The sequence below is a fragment of the Leptothoe sp. EHU-05/26/07-4 genome, assembly GCF_043421015.1.
Taxonomy (GTDB): Bacteria; Cyanobacteriota; Cyanobacteriia; order Phormidesmidales; family Phormidesmidaceae; genus Leptothoe; species Leptothoe turfae.
In genome coordinates, this window is sequence record NZ_JAXSQV010000007.1 from 1,508,609 (window position 1) to 1,530,242 (window position 21,634).

Consider the following 21,634-nt stretch of genomic DNA (forward strand, 5'->3'; position numbering starts at 1 on the left):
AGCCAAACGACCTGGAGAGAGAGAGACCCTCCAGCTGCCCCTAGAGTTAATAGATAGAGCCCAATTTAATGGGAATATTCACCTTCTACCATAGGTTTCATATCAGATCCCACAGCATCAGGATTGAGCACTAAGTTATCCCGATGCACAACTGTCTCAGCACCGTCATAGCCCAAGATCATAGAAATTTCACTAGAACGACGTCCGCGAATCTGCTGAAGGTCATGGTGATTATAGTTCACAAGACCACGGGCAATCTCTTGACCGTTGCGATCGCAAAGCACGACCGCATCCTGGGCCTGAAAATCACCTTCAATTTCGACAATTCCGGCAGAAAGCAATGATTTTCCATCTTTACTAATCGCCCGAACTGCCCCAGCGTCTAAATAAAGCAGACCGCTGGGACGTAGTCCATTGGCAATCCAACGTTTGCGAGCATTTGAAGGATTCGGCTTAGGGGCAAACTGAGTTCCCAGGGGAGCACCGGCCAAAATTTTGAGAATATTTTCCGGGGTCTGACCATTGGTGATGGCCATGCGAATACCGGCACTGGTGGCGATGCGAGCCGCTTCCAATTTAGTAATCATGCCCCCAGTTCCCCACGCAGAGCCACGATCACCGACGTCAATATCTAAATCCCCTAAATGCTGTACCCAGGTAATCGGTTCAGCATCAGGATTGGCCCGTGGGTCAGCAGAATATAGCCGGTCCACATCCGTTAGTAAAAATAACCACTGGGCTCCCACCAAACTCGCCACTAGAGCTGACAGCGTATCATTATCGCCAAATTTCAGTTCGTCCACGGCCACCGTGTCGTTTTCATTCACAATGGGAATGACATTTAAGTTAAACAGCTGCTGAAAGGTGTGATAACTATTCACATAGCGCGCCCGCTGCATTAAATCACTGCGGGTCAGCAACACCTGGGCAATGGGCTGATCTAACACGGTAAATAGGTCGTCATACACTCGCATCAACCGCCCCTGACCCACGGCAGCCACCGCCTGCTTCTGCTCAATGGATTTAGGTCGCTCTGTCAGCCCCAGTCGCGCACACCCTACACCCACAGCTCCAGAAGAAACCAGAATGACTCGATGACCTTGGCGATTTAGTTGACAGAGTGTTTCTACTAAACGAGCAAGCACCGATAGGGCTAGCTGACCATTGGCCGAAGTGAGGCTAGACGTACCAATCTTGACCACAATGGTTTGAGAAGTCTGAGCGTTAGCAGAAGGCGATATAGTCACAGAAATCGATGAAGGTGGGAACTAGTAACAGAGCCTATTGTCATACAAAATTCCAATGCAAGGCCGTCACAATCAACCTCTGACAATCTGGCTGACCTAATATTTTTTTTAGATCTCAAACGAGAAATTAAGTGCGGTCAGCCAGCACCACACCAAGACGCTTAGATAGCCAAATCTCAGCATTACGCAGACATTGTTTTGGGGAATTTGCCGCCATGGGGTCCACCATGGGTTCTACCAAAACCGTAAACAAACCTAGGCGATTGCCCCCTAAGACATCGGTGAATAACCGATCGCCCACCATGGCAATTTCATGGTGAGGCAGTTTCATTAGCTCTGCGGCTTGACGCAGCTTACGTCGGGACGGCTTACCTGCACTCGTATAAAATGGCACTTCCAAGGTTTCCGCAATCCGTCTAATGCGGCTATGGCTAAGATTGTTACTGACCAGCACCACTGGCACTAACGTTTGCATCTGTTGCAGCCACTGACGTACCTCTTCTAGAGGCTGACTTTGCTGAAACGGCACCAAGGTTTCATCTACATCAAGAATCAGTCCTTTGAGTTGATGCTGCTGAATCAGCTCAGGAGTAAGGCCCAGGACAGAAGCATCAAGGGCAAGGTCAGGTTGTAGGAGGCGACCCCAAGGCGTCATGGTTAGGTAGGGGCAGGTCTTGTGCCTGCCCTGGTTAATAGTGCTTAAAGATCATCCCCTAACTGGGCATCAACGCGATCGCGAATCTCACCCTGGGCCCGCTCATGTTCTGCTAAAGAACGGCTAAACACATGGGTACCGTCATAGCGAGCAACAAAGTAGAGAAACTCCGTATCCGGCGGATTTAAGGCAGCTTCTAAACTGGCAATGCCAGGGCTGGCGATCGGAGTTGGAGGAAGTCCTAAGTTACGATAGGTATTGTAAGGGTTGGGGGTATTGACTTGGGTCAAGGTTAGTGGTCTTTCTGGTGTTTGAGTCACCCCCAGACCATATTCCACCGTTGGATCAGATCCCAGACTGATACCTTCCCGCAGCCGTCGAGCAAATACTCCGGCAATCGTATCCCGTTCCTCAGGCACCACAGATTCTTTTTCAACGATGCTAGCTAAGTTTACCCACTCATCCAGAGAATAGGGGCTGGTTCCTTGCTGATACACAGGCAGAGCGACCTGTTCAAAGCGCAGCAGCATCACATCAACAATGCTATCAGCATCCATTTGCTCGCTGGGTAGCTGATAGGTATCTGGATAGAGATACCCTTCCAGATGGGGCAACCCATGAGGCAGCCAGGGAAACTGGGCATAGGGAATTTCTTCAGTAGACCGCAAAAAGTCATCAGCACTGACCAGACCTTGTGCCTCTAAAGCTTGCGCCATCTGAGTACGATTCCAGCCTTCCGGAATTGTAAAGCTGGTTTGTACCACATCACCAGTCCAGATTTGGTCGGCAATCTCTGACATGGATTGGGTGGGAGATAGCGAATAGGTCCCCGCCTGTAGACCTCCTTCGCGATTTTGAAATTCCTGAAGACGATTCCAGACTTTCCAGGCAGTAGTAGAGCGGATTAAGCCAGCTGCTTCTAAGTCTTGGCCAATTTGCTGAGCGGCAGTGCCCGATGGAATCTGCAACTGTATTGGCTGTTCATCGTCTCTCGCCAATACAGGGCTATTGGCCCAGCTCCACCATGACCACCCTTGCCAAGCGGCCACACCTAAGGCAACCGGGAAAATGCCAACATAAAATAGTCGTTTTAAACAACCCATAATTCGTTTAGACAGGCCATGGACCAGGTTCAGAATTGTTTGGTACGTTCAACTGTAGATGCCTAATCTAAGCCCTCAAAAAGCTGATCTTCAATTTGGGGTTGCAACCGCTGAAACTCTTCAGGGGATAGCAACATCACCGTATCAGCATCAGTGCGGTAGGCAAAGAAAAGTAAGGGCTCTAGAGGTGTACAGGTCACATAACGCTGATCGCGATGATAAAACTGCGCCAGCATTTGAAAATTGTCCGTTGCCCCCCCATCATCGACCTCTAATGCGAAACAACTTTCGTCTTCTGCATCAGGGATATTACCTACGGCTGTCAGCGTATAAGCACTACGCTGCAAGGTCAAGTCTAACTCAGCTAAAACTGCACGGGCACTGGGAAAGAGCGGATCAATCTCCTCATCCTCAATATCCGCCAAGGTATCATCGTTATCCTGCCAGCTAAAAATCTCGATCGGGGCAGAAACAGGGAGCAGCAGTAAATACTCTTGGCCAGAATTACTGAGGGTAATGGATTTTTCAACGTAACAAGCGAGGGTATGACCGCCCTCATCAGTGAGGGTCACGATGGGCTGGCCTCCCTGTTGGAAATCAGGAGACGGGTCAGAATTTTGATTGGAGTTGTGATTCAAATTTGCCATGCGTGGTTGTGGATCATTGGGCAGAGGCCCTAACTAAGAAGGGCGATCAGCCCGAGAGCTGTCTAGCCACTGCTGCAAAATAATAGCAGCCGCTCGACGGTCTATTAGGCCCTTATTTTTTTCAATGGGGCGGCGCTCTGCTTGCAGCTGCTGTTCTGCTTCCACTGATGTAAGCCGCTCATCTACATAAGCCACGGGCAAACTCAAAGCCTTAGCTAAACGCTTAGTGAATTTTTGTACCCGCTTAGCCTGGGCTCCCTTTGTCCCATCCAAGGTGTAGGGCAATCCCACCACTAGCAGGGTGGCCTCACGCTGACGAACAAGTTGCCTGAGTTGTTCAGTCACATAGACAAAAGACTTGTTTTCAATGGTGGTTAACCCCGTAGCAATTAGGCCTGTGCGATCGCAACCAGCTACACCAATCCGCCTGCTACCAATATCTAATCCCAAGACAGAAATCATGCGTTAACCCGCTGTCCCACCCGAAGAGTCATCCCTGGCTGGGCGTCTCAAACCAGAATTAGCGGCATCCCAAAAAAAGCGACTTGGAATCGCTTTACCAGAGGGCTGTAATCCCTGCAAAACATCCTGTAAACCCTCAATGGAAACAGCCTTTGACTCACGTACCTTATGCCATACAGAACGGGACATCATCACTGTGTGACCTACTTCTGTGGCCTCAATTTCCCGCAAATAACTTTCGCGCTCAGGCTGATAGTCCAAAGAGGCCAGCTGTAGGGTTTGGTTGGATGCCCCTTGCAACACTTGAGCCATTTGAGCCATGAGCTCTGGATATAGCCAAGTGTAGGCGGGATGGACGGTGAGTTTTGCCCGATTCGGTTGCTCAGTATCCTGGGAGAGACGCAGACTAAAGTAGCCAATGGCCGCCTTCCGCTGGGGTTCAAATACGTAGGCTGAAACTGACTCAGACTGACCTAGCCAACGCTGCACTTGGGCTCTCACACCAGCAATGGAGCGCGTCCGAAAGTCCTGAATCTGGTGATCAAACACCTGACGCAACTGAGGTGGCATCGACGCTGTTTCCAGGTGGTAAATCAGCTGGGCATCAGCGTTGCTGACCGGCAATAGATTGGGTAAATCTGGCTCATTTTCCGCCAGACTGGTAATTTGCTCTGCGTCTATGGACCAGTAGGTGACATAGGCCAGGGGCTGGAACCCATTTTGGCGATAGAGGGCTAGCCCGAACTTATCTTGGATACTGGTTTCACTGATCCAGGTGTGGGCCTCAACAATGGTTTCAAAGCAGTGGCGCAGCAGCAAACTGGCCAAGTCTAAGTTCAGGGTTAGTACCTCATCAGAGGACGCTTTCACCATCACCTGGTCAATCCGCCAGGTGCTGCGTGTAGAGTTAAATGGCGAAACCTGAATCACACCCTGGGTAGTATGTTTACAGCCAGCAGCAAAGGTAATGGTCTTGGGCTGTAGAGGATTTACCAGACGAGATAAACGCTGCCAAGCCTCTTTGCCAAACAAATGTCCCGAGTCGAGTACAGGCTGATTTTTGGTAAATGCGCCACAGGTAACCACCTCTGAGCCGCCATTGGGCATCAGCTTTTCTGAGTCACGAAAATGTACGGGACGAACCGCAATGGAGTCAGAGGAGTTAACGGGTGTCATAGGACCAAAATATGGACAAAATCCCTAGGATTTGGGATGAATTAAGACTACAGGAGTCTGTTCATCAGCGTTACCAGCCGGATTATCGAGCAGAGCACTCGTTATCAAGTCTACGTCAGTGCCAGGTGTTGCTGCTAATATCTTAACCGCTTTCAAATCATTGACATCGACAATGGCCGCTTTCAGGCCAGTTACGTCATAAATATCTTGAACAATTTTTTCAGGGTTGTCTGGACCCAGCACAATGAACTGGTCGTAAGGGGGTAAGGTGCCGGTGACATCATCAATCAAGCGGGCCTGCTCACCTGCAAGTACGTAAAACATGCCAGCACGACCTAAGAACTTCTTTGCGATCGCACCCACCACAAAGGCATACACCACTCGCCATGGTCCCACCAGATCTACCAGGGTTTGCATACCACAGGCCGTCGCCAGACTCGACGTGGGCATAAAGAAATAGCAAATCCGCTTCGCTACCCAGCCCGGTTTGATGTCACTGGGATGCCGCCAACGCCCTTGCATAATCGCCACAGGTGTTTCACCGATGGTGACAATGTCCCCAGGCTTAGCAAAGGGCTCAACATAACGCTTAACCGTATCAATAGGGCTGTCCAGGGGACCCAGCAAATGGGTGGGAATCGGCAACACGTCTGCTTTTGGTGTAGACCGCCAGTTTTGAGGAGCATCGGGGTCAGGGTATTTCAGGGGCACCACCACATTGCCCATTTTGGGAATCCGACCTTCGGGGCCATAGGTGAGATAGTGCACCTTGATCCACAGGGCCTTAAGTTTAGACAAATCAGGCCCCTGGATATCTATTTTAATCTTCAACCCTGTGGATTTAGCGGTTTTGACAATGTAGGCAAACCAATAGTTATCGGGCCTAGCAGGAGCATCTTCGTGATCCGATACCAGCTTTGCTTTGACCGTGATGCCATCCAAGCTGGCTCCTGACAGTAGCTCTGTCTTGATGGAAATCTCCGGCACCATAATTTCTAAGGTGCGCGTCAGATTAATCAGCGAAGGTTCACCCTCAATGACATAGTGCTGAGGCTCTCGCGTAGTAATTGTCCACTTGCCAGATTCCAGCTCTAACTGATTGCCAGGGCGACTCTGATACTGCCGTTCAATCAGTAACCAAACTGCCAAGACTAGCAATATCGCCAGCGTGCCCAAAATGCCTGCCATTAGTGGGTTGCTCCTCTGCCATAACCATGGCTATCTATTATGAGTGGTGCAGCCATAAACCCAACTTAGGATTTACTTTATACATCCGTAAGATTTGTATCGTACTCTCGGGTCTGAAGCAATTGGCTAAATAACTGAATAGCATTCAAAGTACTCATTGGAGCTGAGTCATTAACCTAGCCAATCTTTTTCACATGATGAACCCAGTCAATAAGCTTTTACAGATATTTTCACCAATTGATTTTGCCTTAATTGGCCATGGATGGGCTTCCCACGGACGTGATTACTTATTTCACATTCAAGATTGTTTGGGCAATAATCCAGGTGAATACGAATTGTGCTTTACACATTGTGTTCGTGCTGATTGTGAAACCAGGGTCAACGATCAAGTCTGGTCGCAATCGTGGGGAGACGAATTCATCGATAGCATAAGCTGGAATGCATCGGGTCAGCCTGACGGCTATGTTTGGGGCACAAACTGGTCGAATGCTTATCCAGGCCTGACAATTATTGAGCCATCAACGTTAGCAAAAGAGTGGGCATTACGCATTGGTCAGGAATTTTACGAATGCACTCTTGAAACCGACCGTTTTTTTATTCGCATTATCTATCACGATGCTTTTGCACGAAAGCTGAACGATAATATCGAACAAATCTCAGCTGTAACTGTTCCACTGCCCCAAAATAGCCAATGGTGAGCCATTCTAGGGAAATATCCCCAAATGCCAGCTAAAGACTTCTACCATGACAATGCTAAACAGTCTTTGATCAACGATGGCTGGGCCATTACCCACGACCCATTGGTCATTCGTTTGACCCGCAAACGCCTATACGTTGACCTAGGGTTCGATGCTAACCAGGAGCAAGTCTTGCAGTGGATTCCTTAGCAGCCAAGTATCGACCTATTATCGAAAAACTACTTCAGGAATATATCGATTTCCTGGGCCAGGATGACGCGACTCAACACATCTACTGCAATAGCTCAAATAGGCCATCATCCAGCTCATACCCAAGAGTACGTACCATCAGTTTGAGTTTTTCGATGCCATCAATTTGGTTATCCTTGAGCCATTGGGCAATGGTAAACACTTTGCCCATCACAAAAATCTCTAGAGCTTCTGGGTTATAGCGAATGCCATCTAAGGGGCTGAACTGATGGGGCACTAGCATGGCTGCATACCGGCCCAACTCACCCGACTCAACATCTAGAAACAGGGGTAGCCAGGGATATTGACTATCGAGCCGAATAAACCATAGCCGTACTTCAGGAAGCTCAGACAGCTCGCGGGGGTCATTGGCCTCGCGGGGATAATCGATAGCAAAACTCAGTTTAAAGTCGGTTTTCCAGTCAACTTGACTCAAGGTACTTTGGGCCACTGTCAGGTCCAAAGTCTGAAGGTGCGCAGCATCGATAACAATGGATTGAGGCATGGTGGGGGAGATAAAACAGTGAAGCAGATGAAACAGATTACAGTGTGCCTTGCTGTGGAAGACTTTACTAGGGGGTCAGCCGGGTCTTGACTACGACCTCCGTTTCCAGACCATACTGCACGATATATATGTTTTTATGCCGATGACCACATCTCCTATTCGCGTCTGTATCACCCTGGGAACACGCCCTGAGGCAATTAAACTGGCCCCAGTGATTCAACAGTTTCAGAAAACACCAGATTTTGACACTCAGGTTGTACTCACGGGGCAACATCGGGAGATGGTGGACCAGGTCATGCAGCTATTTGGGCTTCAGGCTGATCGGGATCTGAATATCATGCAGCCTAAGCAAACCCTGTCAGACATTACCTGTCGCAGTTTGCAAGGCTTACAAACACTTTTTAAAGAACTACAGCCTCACATCGTGCTGGTGCAGGGGGATACAACCACTGCTTTTGCCGCCGCTCTCGCTGCGTTCTATCAGAAGATTCCCGTGGGGCATGTGGAGGCCGGACTACGCACTGACAATATTCTTAATCCGTTTCCTGAAGAGGCCAATCGTCGCTTGGTCTCCCAGATCACAACGTTGCATTTTCCACCGACTGACAAATCGGTGGCCAATCTAGCAGCCTCGGGCGTCAGCGGTACTGTTCTTAAGACTGGCAATACCGTTATTGATGCCCTACAGACCGTGGCCTCTAAGGCTCCTGCCTGTGATGTCCCTGGGCTAGATTGGACAGCCCATCGCGTCATTCTAGCCACCGTACATCGTCGAGAGAACTGGGGGGAGCCGCTACAGGATATTGCCAGGGGATTTCTACAAGTATTAGACAAATTCGAGGATACGGCGTTGCTACTGCCGTTGCACCGCAACCCAACGGTAAGAGAGCCCTTAAAGGCGGCCCTCGATCACCACCCTCGCACATTTTTGGTGGAGCCGCTGGACTATGGCCAGCTCGTAGGAGCCATGCAACGGTGTTATCTACTGATGACGGATTCTGGTGGATTACAGGAAGAAGCCCCTGGCCTTGGGAAACCTGTTCTTGTCTTGCGGGAAACAACGGAGCGACCTGAAGCGGCGGAAGCGGGCACAGCCAAACTCGTAGGCACCGACCCAGAGATGATTACTGGCGAAGCAGCAAAGTTACTAAGGGAGCCAGCGGCTTACGATGCCATGGCCCGAGCCATTAACCCATTTGGGGATGGTAAGGCATCAGAACGCATCGTCCGAGCAGTATTGGCTTATTTCAACCGCTAAAAACTAGGAGCCTTCCCCACGTTTCTGGGCTTCATCTAACAAACTCTTTTTAGATGACTTTAATTCTTTCCACAGTCTTTTAATCTGCTGGTAGGCCTCTTCAGACGAGATTTTGCCCCCTGTTTCTAGATTGCAAATCAGTGAAATTCGGGTGGCAAACTCTTGCAAATTAGCATTGAATACCATCCGTTCAGGCGAAAACTCCCCATGGTAAGAAGCACGGGGCATAATAAAGTCTTGCTTTTGTTCGTTAGGTTCATCAACCAACGGAAGGTCCTCTGATTAGGGCAGTTGACAGATGCCTATACATCTAATGATCATACCAATGGCTTCAGATATCGGCGTATATTCTAAAGGTTACTGGATCATTGGTTGCACAAGTACCATGTCGTCGGTACGGCCAATTTCGTGGTACGGGGGCAGTGTATCTAAATGATGGACTTCAGCAAGAACGTAAAGATTATCCTGCCAGCGCTCAAGCAAAGGTTGACCCGATAGGGTAGGGATGTTGCGATCGCAATAAAAATTTAGACTCGGTCGCCCATAGCTAAACGTCGTTACCACCTCAGCTTCAGGCGGAACATGCTGTTTCACCATCGCTGCCACTGGCTTAACTGCATAGGCCTCATTTAGCTCCCACAGCCAAAAATCAGACCCCATCAATAGCAACAGCGTCAGGTATAGGCCTGCCATCAGGGTCAAGCACCACCGTGCCCGTCGTCGCCATAGCTGCAAACCTGTCCAACCCGCACTCATCCCTAAGACAATACCAATGGCGATCAGCGTTGGTTGCTGATCGGCCACGCCCAAGTAAACACCACCACCCAGGGCAACCACACTAATTAAGGCCAAAAGACCAATCGCCCAACGGGGCGATTTTTCCCAGGCATGATGCAAATAGGCACCAATGGCTAGAGCCACAAACGGATATAGCGGCATGATGTACCAGGGTAGCTTGGTACCCATTAGAGAGATAGCCCCCAGATATATCGCAGTGCCCACCAAAACCAGCTGTCCCCAAGGGCGATTACGCTGTCGCCAGGCTAAGCACACACCGCCAGGCCAAAACATCAGCCAGGGAAAGCCATATTTCAGCATTTCTAATAGGTAATACCAGGGCTGCTGCTGGTGATCTTCAATTGCCGAGGTCACTCGTTCAAAGGACTGAGAAACAAAGTGCCCTTGCCAGTAAACATTGCCGTAGCGTAGCAGCTGAGCACCATACCACAGTAAAACTGGCAAACTGCCTAAACCTAGACCTAGCCATAAATAAGGATTACGTAGCAACCAGTGGCTGGCAGATTGTCGCCCCAACCCCACAGTCTGTATAGCAAAAAACTGTATAGCAAAAAACACCAGGGCGATTACGCCCAGCAGAATCACTAAAATCCCCTTGGTTAGTGCAATTAGCCCCAGACAAACACCAACACCCAGGGCATATGCCGGTCGCTTGCGCGCCTTTAACCCCCACAGCAGTAACAGCAAAAATAGCGTCACCGCCACCCCATCTCGCATGGCCAGGCGACCATGACGGACTACGGGTAGAAGCGTCAAGAACACACCAGCTGACAGCAGTGCCGGTCGCCGCTGCTGGAATACTTCTCGTCCCACCCAATACAGCAGCGGTATAGCTAGGGCACTCACCAGAGCTGGCAACAACCGCGATGTCCATTCTGAAACGCCCCCCAGATACCCCGTGGCCATTAACCACTCCACCAGAGGCGGCTTATTCAAATAGGCATCGCCATAGAGTGTGGGATAAATCCAATCACCGCTGACCGCCATACTTCGGGCAACAGCGGCAATGGTGCCCTCATCCCAGTCCCGTAGGGGCAGCATGCCTAATCGCCACCAGTACAGTAAAACAGCCGCTAGGGTAAGCCAAACCCCATCTAGACTTACTATTCGAGATAGGGCACCGACAGCAGTAGAACGGTTTAACTGACGGGATGCGTTTACCTGATCAATCACGACAATTCAACCTATACAGTGGCACAGTAGCCACTGATCAATCACGACAATTCAACCTATACAGTGGCACAGTAGCCACTGATCAATCACGACAATTCAACCTATACAGTGGCACAATAACTACGCCCTATCATATTCCTCTCCCCATGACCCGCTGGCAATTGGGACCTGGTTGGCTCACTCCAAAATTACACGCCCTGATTAAAGCAGAGCACTGGCACTGGCTCGTTCTTTTGGTGTGGATAGTGCCCTTGTTATTAGCCGGTTTTTTTGACCTTGATCACCAGAGTCTGATGGCGCACGACGAAGGACTATACGCCCGTCGCGCCAGGGTCATTGTCGATTCGGGAGATTGGATTCATCCTTGGGCCACGCCACACCATAAAACCCCTGGTCCCTATTGGGTTGTGGCTTTATTTATTCAGCTGTTAGGGCGGCACGAAGTCGCTGTACGTCTACCCAGCGTCTTGGCCAGCATTGGCTGCCTTTGGCTCACATATAGCATTGGCCGCCGTCTGTTGAACCCAACCGCTGCCCTACTGGGGGCACTTTCTCTGGGTGTGGCTCCCCTATGGCTACAGTACAGTCGTTTAGCCACCCCAGACGTTCTGTTTACAGGACTCATTTTGCTGGCGATCTGGCTCATGCTAGCGGCAGAAAGGCAACAGTCATCCTCCAAGCATTGGTGTTACCTCGGAGCAGGCATCACCCTGGGCATAACCGTTCTCATCCGCAGTGCATTGGCCGCTGTTCCCATGGCCTGTTTGCTACCCTATATGCTGCTATCGGGCAAACACCACTTAAGGCAATGGAGTCTCTATTTAGGGGGGCTGATCGGTCTGCTACCCACGGCAACCTGGCTATGGCTCTGTTGGCGGCGCTATGACATGGCCGTTATTGAGGCCATTGTTAACTTTCCAGTCAGTCAGGGGTTGACCACCGATCGAGCCAAATCGCCACTGTTTTATCTGTTCAATCTGTTAGTCAATGATTTTCTTTGGATCTTTTTTGCCCTGGCAGCAGTCGGTTTACTCAGTTTACGGTTTTTACGCACCCATACAAAAGTTACCTATGTGTGTCAGCCGCAAATTTCCCTATTGCTACTTTATCCACTGCTGTACCTGGGTTTACTGAGCTTTGCGTCTACTAAATTGCCCCACTATGCCATTCCCACATATCCATTTCTGGCTCTGCTGACTGGATACACCATGGAGAGATTGCTCACCCCCTCTCTTAGCATCACCATCAAACGCCTGCTGACAACTGTCAATGGTCTACTGGTGCTATTGGGGACAGTACTGATAGCTGCCGGTGGTCTGGCACTTGTCACAGACATTCTGCCTAGCGCCGATGACATTCGCCCCTATGCACCGATTGCTCTCGGCCTGGGGCTTGGCTGGCTGGCTGCTGGCATGCTGTGGTTTCGCACGTCTCAGAATCAACCCATATTACTCAGCTGGCTTGTGCTACTGCTGTTAGGGCATTGGTTAGGGTTAACAATCGCCTGGGGAACAGCCGACTTAGGCAACATTAATCCTGACATGAAGGCCCTGTTAATTCGGGATGATATTCAACCTGTTTTACAAACTGAAGCCGTCGGTTTTTCCCCTGGACTCAACAGCAAACGCAGTACCCTGCTCAGGTTTTATACCCCCAACCCAGGGGAAAAATTAGACACCCTGGAAGCAATTGGTCCCAATGACTATATCTGGATTGAAGATAATGAATTGCCTACACTCACGAAACCCTATGACTCTTTAGGAAAAATTGAGCGAACGCACTTAATCCGTATTCTTGCTCAGTAATGATCCGTATTTTCTCTGTAAAAGCTTAAGGATTTACAACAAAGCTCAGGGAAATATTGATAGGCGACCAGACTTCAGGACATTAGCATGCTCTTGATAGTTGGAGCGCATTGATTTCATTTGCGCTTTTTGCTTTCTAGGTGCCGCATAGACGTAATGGGTTTTGCATTTTTTGGGACAAACGCGATGTTTTATTTATTCTTCAATCGGTTGATCTATGCTGGCTAGATTATTGAGTCCGCAGCAGCATCCTCAAAAGGATATACAGTGGTGGTTTGGGCTGGCGTTCAGCCTTTTTTTTGCCTTTTTCTATGGCTATTTAGCTATGCAGAAGGGGTTTGCGGCCCATTACGTGATCCAAGATGACGCCCGACATTATCTGTTTTGGATGGAACGCTGGCGGGATGCTGATGCTTTTCCCAATGATTTAATTGCTGATTATCTCCAGTCTATTACCCCCGTGGGCTATAAGCTGTTTTATCGCATTGCTAGCAGCCTACATTTACAGCCTGAGTGGTTTGCCAAGGTGATACCTATGTTCCTGGGTATGGTTGCGGCGGGTTATTACTACGGTTTAACCCTGGCTATTTTCCCAGTTCCCGCCACTGGAGTGATGGCATCGGTGATGCTAAGTCAGCATATTTGGTGTACTGACGATGTCGTATCAGCATCGCCGCGAGCGTTTATTTATCCGCTGTTAATTCCACTGTTGTTTTATTTTGTGCGACGACGGTGGTTGGTGAGTTTAGCCTTTTTAGGCTTATTGACCCTTTTCTATCCGCCGGTTGCTGTGGTTGCAACAACGCTGTACGCAGCCCACGCCGTCGATTGGGCAACCCTGCCTGCCAAGTGGTCTCAACCTTGGGTAATGGTCCATCGTGGCCGGCTGAGGATTGCGATCGCAGCATTCATCCTCGCCGCGCTGTGCATATTGCCCACCTATGCACTGGCCAACCATGCATTTGGGCCAGTGGTGACCATGGCTGAGGCACACACCATACCAGAATTTCAGCCAACAGGCCGTCACTCCTTTTTTAGAGAAGGCATCTCCCGCTACTGGTTGGTTTTGTTTGGGGGCCATGGAGCCATTCTCAAGCGCACAATTTTTACGCCAGTCACCCTGGTCGCAGCCCTATTTTTAATCCCGATGCGATGGAGTAAGAGATTTTCACCATCAGGATTAAGCGCCATAAGTCCCGCCATTCACGTGTTTACTAAGCTGACTTTGGTTAGCTTGGTCTGGTTTATAGCCGCCTATGCTCAGGCTTTTAAGCTCCATATGCCTGGGCGCTACACCAGCCACTCCATCATGCTGGCTATCCCCATCTTGGCCGCCATCGCCTGGACCGTCATCTTAGCAGCCATTTGTAAACGCCGCCGCCAGCTAAAGTTGGTGGCCCCAATCGCCATATTACTCGTGGTCGTGCCCTTATTTTTCTACTACCCGCTATTGCTGAAAAAGTTTCCCAAAACCCTCTACATGGCTGGCCAAGAAGCGCCGATTTATGAATATCTACAAACCCAACCTCACGACACCCTGATCGCCTCCATCGATTACGAAGCCGATAATATTCCTGCCTTTGCTAGACGCTCCACCCTGATCGCCCCTGAATATGCAACGCCTTTTCATCTGGGCTATTACCGTCAAATCCGACAGCGAGCGGCTGATTTATTAAAGGCCCACTACACCAGTGATAAAACTGAGCTGACCACATTTAGCAATCGCTATGGCATAGATTTTTGGCTGGTGAACAAAGGTGCTTTTTCTGCTGACTATTTAGACCATCATCAATATTGGGCCAATAACTATCAGCCATTAACGGCGAAGGTTGTGCAACAGGTCAGTAATAGTAATACCAGTGTGTTACGGACCCGCATTGAGTCTTGCACAGTGGTAGAGACAGAGCGCTTTTGGCTAGTCAACAATGCCTGTGTGCTAGAGCAACAGCTGTGTGCTGGAGCAACAGGTGACAGCAACAGCACAATAGCAGCGACAGTTAGCAGTATGATTGATGGCGCTCCCAAGTCTCATAATCTCCATGACGCTTCGTTTGCCACGCCAGCTGGTCAGCCTCTATAAATCACCCTGGACAGCCGTCATCATTATTGCTGTGTTGGGTCTAATCGGCACACTCAACCACAGCATGTGGCGTGATGAGATGAACGTTTGGCTAATCGCGCGGGACAGTCCATCCTGGGGAGCCTTTGTTGAGAATATTCGCTATGACCGAGCCCACCCTGGTCTTTGGCACCTGCTGGTGGCGATGCTTTATCACCTGTTTGGCCATCCCGTCTCCATGCAGGTCTTTCATTGGCTGCTGGCCATGGGCTCAGTGCTGCTGATTTGGCGATGCAGCCCCTTTACTCAATGGCAGAAATGGCTGTTTACCTTTGGCTATTTGCCGTTCTATGAGCACCTGCTGATTGCCCGCAACTACGCTGTGGCCATGCTACTGTTATTCGCTATTTGTGCCCTTTGGCCGCAGCGACAGCGGGCTTATTGGCCCCTGGCAGGCTTGCTGGTGCTATTGGCTAATACTAATGTATATGCGTTTTTGATTGCGATCGCACTTGCCCTTACCCTGGGGCTAGAACTTGTCTTTGACGCTAAACTTCGCCGTAACTGGCTAGATATCCTATTCAGCGGCGGGTTGATTATAGCGGGTTACGCCATGGCTCTGCATTTCATCTTGCCCCCCAGTTATGTCGCTAATCAAGCATTAGAGGGCTATGTCACTGGGTTAGACATCCGTCATTTACTGCGAGCCATTGGCCGTATCTTTGGCGGCTACTATGTGATTATCCCCAACGGTCGGCAGTATCTAGATCTATTAGTCTGTGGCGTCCTTGCCCTTGGTTCTTGCTGGCTGGTGTGTCTCAAGCTTGTGAAAAAGCCCTATCCACTGGCGTTTTATTTGCTTGGTAACGGCATTATTTTAGGCTTTACCTACGCCAAGTTTATGCCCAACTCTATTCGGCATTTTGGCAACTTCTATCTCATCCTAATAGCTGCTTTATGGTTAGCTCATTACTACCCGCCAACCACGGCTATCACCCAATATTTACCAAGCCTTGAAAAGCAACAGCAAACATCTAAACGCTGGTTTAACCGCATGTTTGCCACTGTTTTGACAGCTCAGTTGCTAGGCGGTATTTTCATGTTTGTGATGGATTTCACTATCCCCTATTCAGCGAGTCGAGCTGCGGCTGCCTACATGCGTCAGGCCAATCTCCAAGATGAATTTATCGTGGCTAGCCGAGATGCTCAAATGGCATCTTTAAGCGGTTATTTTGGTCGATCATTTTATTTTCCAGAACGTCAGGCCATCGGTAGCTATACCCTATTTTTCAAGGGCGTTCGCAACGAGGTTGATCATCCAGAAGTGATTCGACAGGTGAAGCAGCTCATACTTGAACACCCCAAAATTCTGCTGGTGCTTACCAAAAAACTAGAAGAACCGACACCAGGCCTAACAATTGAACCCATCGAGCAATTCACAAAGGCCTGGCAAAACGAAGAGTACTATCTTTATTGGGTAACTTCAGCAAACAATTAAGGAAGGGAAACCCTAAGCTTCTTCAGTCTCAGGCGCATCAGGCGTATCGGTCACATCAGGAGGAGCGACCGTCTCTGCCGTTGGAGAGTCTGCTTTAGCCTGGGCACGCTGCTCACGCTTTTTACGCTCAGCTTCTAAAATATCTTTCATCACTTCCTGAGCCTGGGCCATTTTGTCCAAGTTGCTCCGATAGAGCTCCAGATCCTTATCTACCTTTTCAGCTGGCAATGCCAGCATTTCGGCAGCGGTTTTTAGCATCTCCTCACGGCTGTCCTTATCTTCTAGGGCAGACAGATCAACGGTCTCAAATAGGGTGTAAAGACCCACGGCCATCAAGCGCGTGTACTTTGCACTAGCCTGGGTAGCCACCACGTGAAGCTTGTTTTGCAAACCATTACCATCCGTAGTTTTGGCACTGGCGAGCTGAGTATTGAGATCGCCCAGCGATAGGTTGGCAAGATCAGATTTCAAGGCCTCAGCATCCTGGCGATACTGCTGGGGATCACCCTCCACTGCCTGACAGATGGCCGAAAGAATGGACTCCTTATCCTGTTCAGGCTCATACCCCACCATGAACCGATCAAAACTAGTTATCACACCCAGTGCATAGAGGGGGTTATAAACAAAATCAACATTTACCGAAAGCAGATGCATCTCCACCATCAGCTCTTCAATCACTCTCCGATACAGAGAATTGATTGGACGAGAGTGGTAATTGTAAAAGGCTCGCTTGGTATCGGAAACCGTACGGAGATTAGTCACAGGTGGGGGTAATAAAACGTTAGACATCATTTTCTACTGCGGACGACCTTTTGCCAAGAATCCTATGATCTAGGCGAAATAGTATTTTGCGTGATGGATGCCTATACCACCTTAACGAAATTAACGGCTTATCTCACAGACAAGTCGAGCAATCATTGCTAATGTGTGGCTTCAATCAACTGGCGCTGAGACGCCTATGTTCGTTTTAGATTCAATTCTGAAAAAACGATCAGAACTATAAGTGCCTGCACTTTAGCGCAGAACGAACAGGAAACCTATGGGGCGCGAGCTTTAGACTCGACTCAAGACCCACTTAAAAAATCATGGGTTCAGGTGCTGCCTTAATGGCTTCTTCTTCACTGTCGTAGATGGCGAACACAGAATCCATCATAGTCACTTCAAAGACCAGCTTCGATTCTGGATGAACATTACACAGCTTAAAGCTCCCTTGTAGCTTATCAGCATCGCGCATACCTGCTACCAGGGAAGTTAACCCAGAGCTGTCAATAAAATTAACTTGACCGAGATTAACGATGATATGGGGAGTGGTATTGACAATACATTCCTGGAGCTTCAAGCGAAATTGCCAAGCTGTAGTAATGTCTAGTCGCCCCTGGGGTGAAAATACAACGATACTGTGATTGCCTTCAGGAGGGTTGACGATTCTTTGCTCCATAGTCACCGGCCCTTCATATCTAAATGTCTAATGTCTGACGTGCACACTGAAAATTGCGCTCATACGTACCATGATGCCCGTACAATCAGGAGAAAGGACTGAAATGTCAAATGCTTACGACAAATTGCGGGTTTTTATTGACATATCAGTATGCCTGACTGTATTGAAGTACAGCGTGATCAGAATAACGTGCATACAAGTATGCATAAAAATGCAGACCACATCAGGATATTTACGCACTCAATCACACCTAATCTTGAGGTAAGATGACCCACCTTACCCTGTATATCTATTGATGCGTAAAGGGGGCATGTAGTTCCAAACATTCCCAAAAGCGATGGCAGAAAGTTAACAAAACCCAAAAATAAGATAAGCCAACCTGAGAGCAATGTATCTCACAAAGAACTCACAGATTGGCTCATCCTCAGAAGGAGTCATATGTTAAAGACTTGGTCTCTTTTCTAAGCGTCCCAATTAACCCAGTCTTGAGGCTTCAGAAACGTATCGTAAAGCTTTGCTTCAGGAGTTCCTGACTCAGGTGCATAGCTATATTCCCAGCGCACCATGGGAGGTAACGACATCAGAATCGATTCAGTACGACCGTTGGTTTGTAAGCCAAAAATGGTGCCACGGTCATAGACGAGATTGAACTCAACATAACGACCACGGCGATAAAGCTGGAAGTTACGCTGATGCTCTCCATACTCCGTATTGCGACGTTTTTCAACAATTGGAATGTAGGAGGGTAAAAATGCATCGCCACAGTCAATGGCAAACTTGAATAAATCTTCCCAATTGCGCTGTGCTGGCTGTCCTACTTGCTTGCTGTGCTGGGCAGCAGGTCCTTCTGGCTTTGGCCCACGATAAAGCTCACCAGTGCCGTCCTGATAGTCAAAGAACACACCGCCAACACCGCGAGTCTCCTGACGATGCTTAAGGTAGAAATACTCGTCGCACCACAGCTTGAAAGTATTGTAGTACTCAGGATGGTTGCGATCGCATGCTTCCTTAAGCGTGCGGTGGAACTGCACCACATCTTCCTCAAAGGGATAGTAGGGAGTCAGATCAATACCACCACCAAACCACCAAACTGGGCCAGCTTCAAAATAGCGGTAGTTGAGGTGAACCGTAGGCACATAGGGATTGCGAGGATGCAACACCATTGAAGTGCCTGTCGCATAAAAGCCATGACCTTCAGCTTCAGGTCGCTGCATCAAGATGGAGGGAGGCAACCGATCACCCCACACCTCAGAGAAGTTCACACCGCCTTGTTCAAAGACATCGCCCTGCTTCATCACCCGTGAACGACCACCACCACCATCGGGGCGGGTCCACTGGTCTTCCATAAACTGACCGACACCATCAACCTCAGCCAGCTTCTGACATATGCGATCTTGCAGCCCTTTAAACCCTTGGCTTACACGCTCGCGTGAATCACTAGGAGGAGCAACCGGACTAGATACCTTCTGCGTAGAAGCGATGACCATGGCGATCTTGAACTAAAAAACAAATTTAATTAAGGCTAATGCTGCTTGCCATTGTTGGAAGCCCAGTGAGGTCAAAGACTTAGGGATGCAGCTAATACTGATAATGAATCATGATTTGAGACGTTTTAAACCAAGTTGACACACAGTGTGACAATCCTTGACAAAAGCCTAAAGCTGTGTGACACCTTCGTTTCCGCCCCTGTCCTTAGATCAGCAAATAGTTGAACTGTTAACCCAAGGTTAAAATGCCTTTCAATATAAAAACTTACGTGGTCAAGTCTTGATTAGTGAGTCCCTTAACAATCAGTATTTCTGTTTCAACATTTCAACAATAGTCGAGCAGAAATCATCGCCTAGGGCTACAACAACTAAATTTGGCAGGCCACAGCCTTTAATTATGCTTCAACGCTGGTTTAAATCACTCCAACAGCATTTCCGTCGCCACAAGCCCCAGGCAAGCGGACAACTCGCTCTGAACCAGAGAAATCAAAGAACGTTAGAAAAGCACTATCAAGTTAGCAGCACGGCTTCGATCGAGGTGTTGTGGCAAAAGATCAATGATTTAGCAGATCTGGCATCCTGGCATCCACTGATCACCTCCACCAATGCCCCGACTGGCCAGGAAGCCAAGCCAGGATTGATTTATCGAGTGTTTGCCCATTGGGTACCGGTACCCATCAAAATTTTTGTAGAGAACGTACTCCCTGGTGAATACATCAGCCTGCGAATTTTTCCAGTACCAGGATTAGAAGAAAGAGCAATTTATCGTCTAGAGTCAGCCCTGTGCGGCACCCGTATTTCTTATTCCATAGAACTCAAGGGCTGGTTATCACCAGTCGCTTGGTCATTTCTACGTCCCTATGCAGCCAGGGTGGCCGACGCCTTAGCTCAAGCCGCTGAACAGGCCACTCCGTCTGGCATAGTGGCCAATAAATATCGCGATATCTTTAGCTAACAAGCAACAGGATGGATCATGGCATCGAACGTCTTTATATTTGCCATTTGCCTATTAAGGCTATAAAGACATTGCATACAACGTTTCCAACGCATCGGACATGACGTCCTAGAATGGACTGTAAACATTCTTTTAAGAATCCTATCCGTTCACATCTGTCTTTCACCAAAATGATGCCGACAACTGAGGCAATTCTGGACGTACTGCGCCCCGTCCAAGACCCTGAGCTACAGAAAAGCTTGGTAGAGCTCAATATGATCCGTAATGTGGCTGTCGATGATGGCCAGGTGAGTTTCACCCTTGTACTAACAACTCCGGCTTGTCCGCTTAAAGAATTTATTGTTGAAGACTGTGAAAAAGCAGTTAAAACCTTGCCAGGTGTAGCTTCTGTAGATGTAGAAGTCACGGCTGAGACCCCTCAACAGAAGTCATCCCTTCCCGACCAACAAGGCATTGATAAGGTCAAAAATATTTTGGCTGTTTCCAGCGGTAAAGGTGGCGTTGGTAAAAGCACTGTAGCCGTCAATATCGCTGTTTCTCTTGCCAAAGCTGGAGCCAAAGTCGGCCTACTCGATGCCGACATTTATGGCCCCAACGCACCCATCATGATGGGTGTGAAAGAAGGTAATGTCGTTGTTAGAGACGGATCTGACGGTCAGCAGGAACTGGAGCCCGCCTTCAACCATGGCGTCAAATTAGTCTCTATGGGCTTTTTGATCGATCCTGACCAGCCCGTTGTCTGGCGCGGGCCCATGTTAAACGGCATTATCCGTCAGTTTTTGTATCAGGTACAGTGGGGTGAATTAGATTATCTGATTGTAGATATGCCCCCTGGTACCGGTGATGCCCAACTCACCATGGCCCAAGCCGTCCCCATGGCGGGTGTGGTAATTGTGACTACGCCCCAGGATGTAGCCCTATCCGACGCCCGTCGCGGCTTAAAAATGTTCCAACAGCTAAACGTGCGCGTGTTAGGCATTGTGGAAAACATGAGCTACTTTGTTCCCCCCGATATGCCCGAAAAGACCTACGATATTTTTGGCTCCGGAGGTGGTGAAAAAGCTGCGGAAGCATTAGGGGTGCCCTTGCTAGGCTGTGTACCCTTAGAAATGCCAGTACGAGAAGGTGGCGATGCAGGTAAGCCAATTGTCTTGGCCCAGCCTGAGTCAGCTTCAGCGGTCGCCTTAACTAAAATTTCTCAGCAGGTAGCAGCTAAGGTTTCGGTCGCAGCGTTAACGTAGGTATTCATTTATT

21 protein-coding genes are annotated in these 21,634 nt (G+C 49.0%); 8 read left to right on the plus strand and 13 right to left on the minus strand.

The window, feature by feature from the left end:
- Positions 1-65 precede the first annotated feature (65 nt).
- The 7 genes from proB to U2F10_RS31095 all read right to left on the minus strand — a co-directional run bounded on the left by proB (position 66) and on the right by U2F10_RS31095 (position 6,478).
- Positions 66-1,247, minus strand: coding sequence for a glutamate 5-kinase (proB, locus tag U2F10_RS31065; protein WP_348918723.1), 1,182 nt, complete (start codon positions 1,245-1,247; stop codon positions 66-68).
- Positions 1,248-1,374: 127 nt separating this feature from the next.
- Positions 1,375-1,902, minus strand: a complete 528-nt coding sequence (locus U2F10_RS31070; protein ID WP_163668850.1) for a YqeG family HAD IIIA-type phosphatase — start codon at positions 1,900-1,902, stop codon at positions 1,375-1,377.
- A 44-nt stretch (positions 1,903-1,946) separates the two neighbouring features.
- On the minus strand, positions 1,947-3,005 hold the full coding sequence (gene mltG, locus U2F10_RS31075; protein ID WP_499874215.1) for an endolytic transglycosylase MltG: 1,059 nt from the start codon (positions 3,003-3,005) through the stop codon (positions 1,947-1,949).
- 62 nt (positions 3,006-3,067) lie between these two features.
- Complete coding sequence (locus tag U2F10_RS31080) at positions 3,068-3,652, minus strand: DUF3727 domain-containing protein (protein WP_163668854.1); 585 nt, start codon at positions 3,650-3,652, stop codon at positions 3,068-3,070.
- A 33-nt stretch (positions 3,653-3,685) separates the two neighbouring features.
- Positions 3,686-4,114 (minus strand): Holliday junction resolvase RuvX, encoded by a 429-nt coding sequence (ruvX, locus tag U2F10_RS31085; RefSeq protein WP_163668856.1) that lies wholly within the window; start codon positions 4,112-4,114, stop codon positions 3,686-3,688.
- Between the two features lie 3 nt (positions 4,115-4,117).
- Positions 4,118-5,290, minus strand: coding sequence for an N-acetyltransferase (locus U2F10_RS31090; RefSeq protein WP_499874216.1), 1,173 nt, complete (start codon positions 5,288-5,290; stop codon positions 4,118-4,120).
- A gap of 24 nt (positions 5,291-5,314) precedes the next feature.
- Positions 5,315-6,478 (minus strand): F420-0:Gamma-glutamyl ligase, encoded by a 1,164-nt coding sequence (locus U2F10_RS31095; RefSeq protein WP_499874217.1) that lies wholly within the window; start codon positions 6,476-6,478, stop codon positions 5,315-5,317.
- A 194-nt stretch (positions 6,479-6,672) separates the two neighbouring features.
- Between U2F10_RS31095 and U2F10_RS31100 the strand changes: the two genes are divergently transcribed.
- A complete protein-coding gene (locus U2F10_RS31100; protein WP_490795020.1) occupies positions 6,673-7,176 on the plus strand; it encodes a YxiG-like protein in 504 nt (167 codons plus the stop codon).
- A gap of 24 nt (positions 7,177-7,200) precedes the next feature.
- Positions 7,201-7,365, plus strand: a complete 165-nt coding sequence (locus U2F10_RS31105) for an element excision factor XisH family protein (RefSeq protein WP_499869666.1) — start codon at positions 7,201-7,203, stop codon at positions 7,363-7,365.
- Between the two features lie 82 nt (positions 7,366-7,447).
- Here the strand turns inward: U2F10_RS31105 and U2F10_RS31110 are convergent, their stop codons facing one another.
- Complete coding sequence (locus U2F10_RS31110; protein WP_499060397.1) at positions 7,448-7,909, minus strand: CRR6 family NdhI maturation factor; 462 nt, start codon at positions 7,907-7,909, stop codon at positions 7,448-7,450.
- 142 nt (positions 7,910-8,051) lie between these two features.
- Here U2F10_RS31110 and wecB point away from each other — a divergent pair, with 142 nt between their 5' ends.
- Positions 8,052-9,167, plus strand: coding sequence for a non-hydrolyzing UDP-N-acetylglucosamine 2-epimerase (gene wecB, locus U2F10_RS31115; RefSeq protein ID WP_499874218.1), 1,116 nt, complete (start codon positions 8,052-8,054; stop codon positions 9,165-9,167).
- Between the two features lie 3 nt (positions 9,168-9,170).
- Here wecB and U2F10_RS31120 read toward each other — a convergent pair whose 3' ends face one another.
- Both U2F10_RS31120 and U2F10_RS31125 read right to left on the minus strand, forming a co-directional pair.
- A complete protein-coding gene (locus U2F10_RS31120) occupies positions 9,171-9,395 on the minus strand; it encodes a DUF7219 family protein (protein ID WP_163671792.1) in 225 nt (74 codons plus the stop codon).
- Between the two features lie 129 nt (positions 9,396-9,524).
- Entirely contained in the window at positions 9,525-11,138 is a 1,614-nt protein-coding gene (locus U2F10_RS31125; protein ID WP_499869668.1) for an ArnT family glycosyltransferase, read from the minus strand.
- A 146-nt stretch (positions 11,139-11,284) separates the two neighbouring features.
- Between U2F10_RS31125 and U2F10_RS31130 the strand changes: the two genes are divergently transcribed.
- The 3 genes from U2F10_RS31130 (at position 11,285) to U2F10_RS31140 (ending at position 16,500) form a co-directional block, all read left to right on the plus strand.
- Positions 11,285-12,943 carry an ArnT family glycosyltransferase gene (locus U2F10_RS31130; RefSeq protein WP_163668869.1) on the plus strand — a complete coding sequence of 553 codons (1,659 nt, stop codon included), beginning with the start codon at positions 11,285-11,287 and terminating at the stop codon, positions 12,941-12,943.
- A gap of 217 nt (positions 12,944-13,160) precedes the next feature.
- The gene (locus U2F10_RS31135; protein WP_499874220.1) at positions 13,161-15,023 is read left to right on the plus strand and encodes a hypothetical protein; all 1,863 of its coding nucleotides are present in this window, start codon (positions 13,161-13,163) and stop codon (positions 15,021-15,023) included.
- A complete protein-coding gene (locus U2F10_RS31140; protein WP_499874221.1) occupies positions 14,983-16,500 on the plus strand; it encodes a hypothetical protein in 1,518 nt (505 codons plus the stop codon). The genes U2F10_RS31135 and U2F10_RS31140 overlap by 41 nt, the downstream gene beginning before the upstream one ends.
- Positions 16,501-16,512: 12 nt before the next feature.
- Here the strand turns inward: U2F10_RS31140 and psb29 are convergent, their stop codons facing one another.
- From psb29 to hemF, 3 genes are all read right to left on the minus strand, one after another.
- A complete protein-coding gene (psb29, locus tag U2F10_RS31145) occupies positions 16,513-17,289 on the minus strand; it encodes a photosystem II biogenesis protein Psp29 (RefSeq protein WP_250566191.1) in 777 nt (258 codons plus the stop codon).
- Positions 17,290-17,575: 286 nt separating this feature from the next.
- On the minus strand, positions 17,576-17,938 hold the full coding sequence (locus U2F10_RS31150; protein WP_163668880.1) for an STAS domain-containing protein: 363 nt from the start codon (positions 17,936-17,938) through the stop codon (positions 17,576-17,578).
- Positions 17,939-18,399: 461 nt separating this feature from the next.
- Positions 18,400-19,425 (minus strand): oxygen-dependent coproporphyrinogen oxidase, encoded by a 1,026-nt coding sequence (gene hemF, locus U2F10_RS31155; protein WP_163668883.1) that lies wholly within the window; start codon positions 19,423-19,425, stop codon positions 18,400-18,402.
- Between the two features lie 397 nt (positions 19,426-19,822).
- Between hemF and U2F10_RS31160 the strand changes: the two genes are divergently transcribed.
- Both U2F10_RS31160 and U2F10_RS31165 read left to right on the plus strand, forming a co-directional pair.
- Positions 19,823-20,380, plus strand: a complete 558-nt coding sequence (locus U2F10_RS31160) for an SRPBCC family protein (protein ID WP_163668884.1) — start codon at positions 19,823-19,825, stop codon at positions 20,378-20,380.
- A gap of 173 nt (positions 20,381-20,553) precedes the next feature.
- Positions 20,554-21,621 (plus strand): Mrp/NBP35 family ATP-binding protein, encoded by a 1,068-nt coding sequence (locus U2F10_RS31165; RefSeq protein WP_163671793.1) that lies wholly within the window; start codon positions 20,554-20,556, stop codon positions 21,619-21,621.
- The last annotated feature ends 13 nt before the right edge of the window (positions 21,622-21,634 follow it).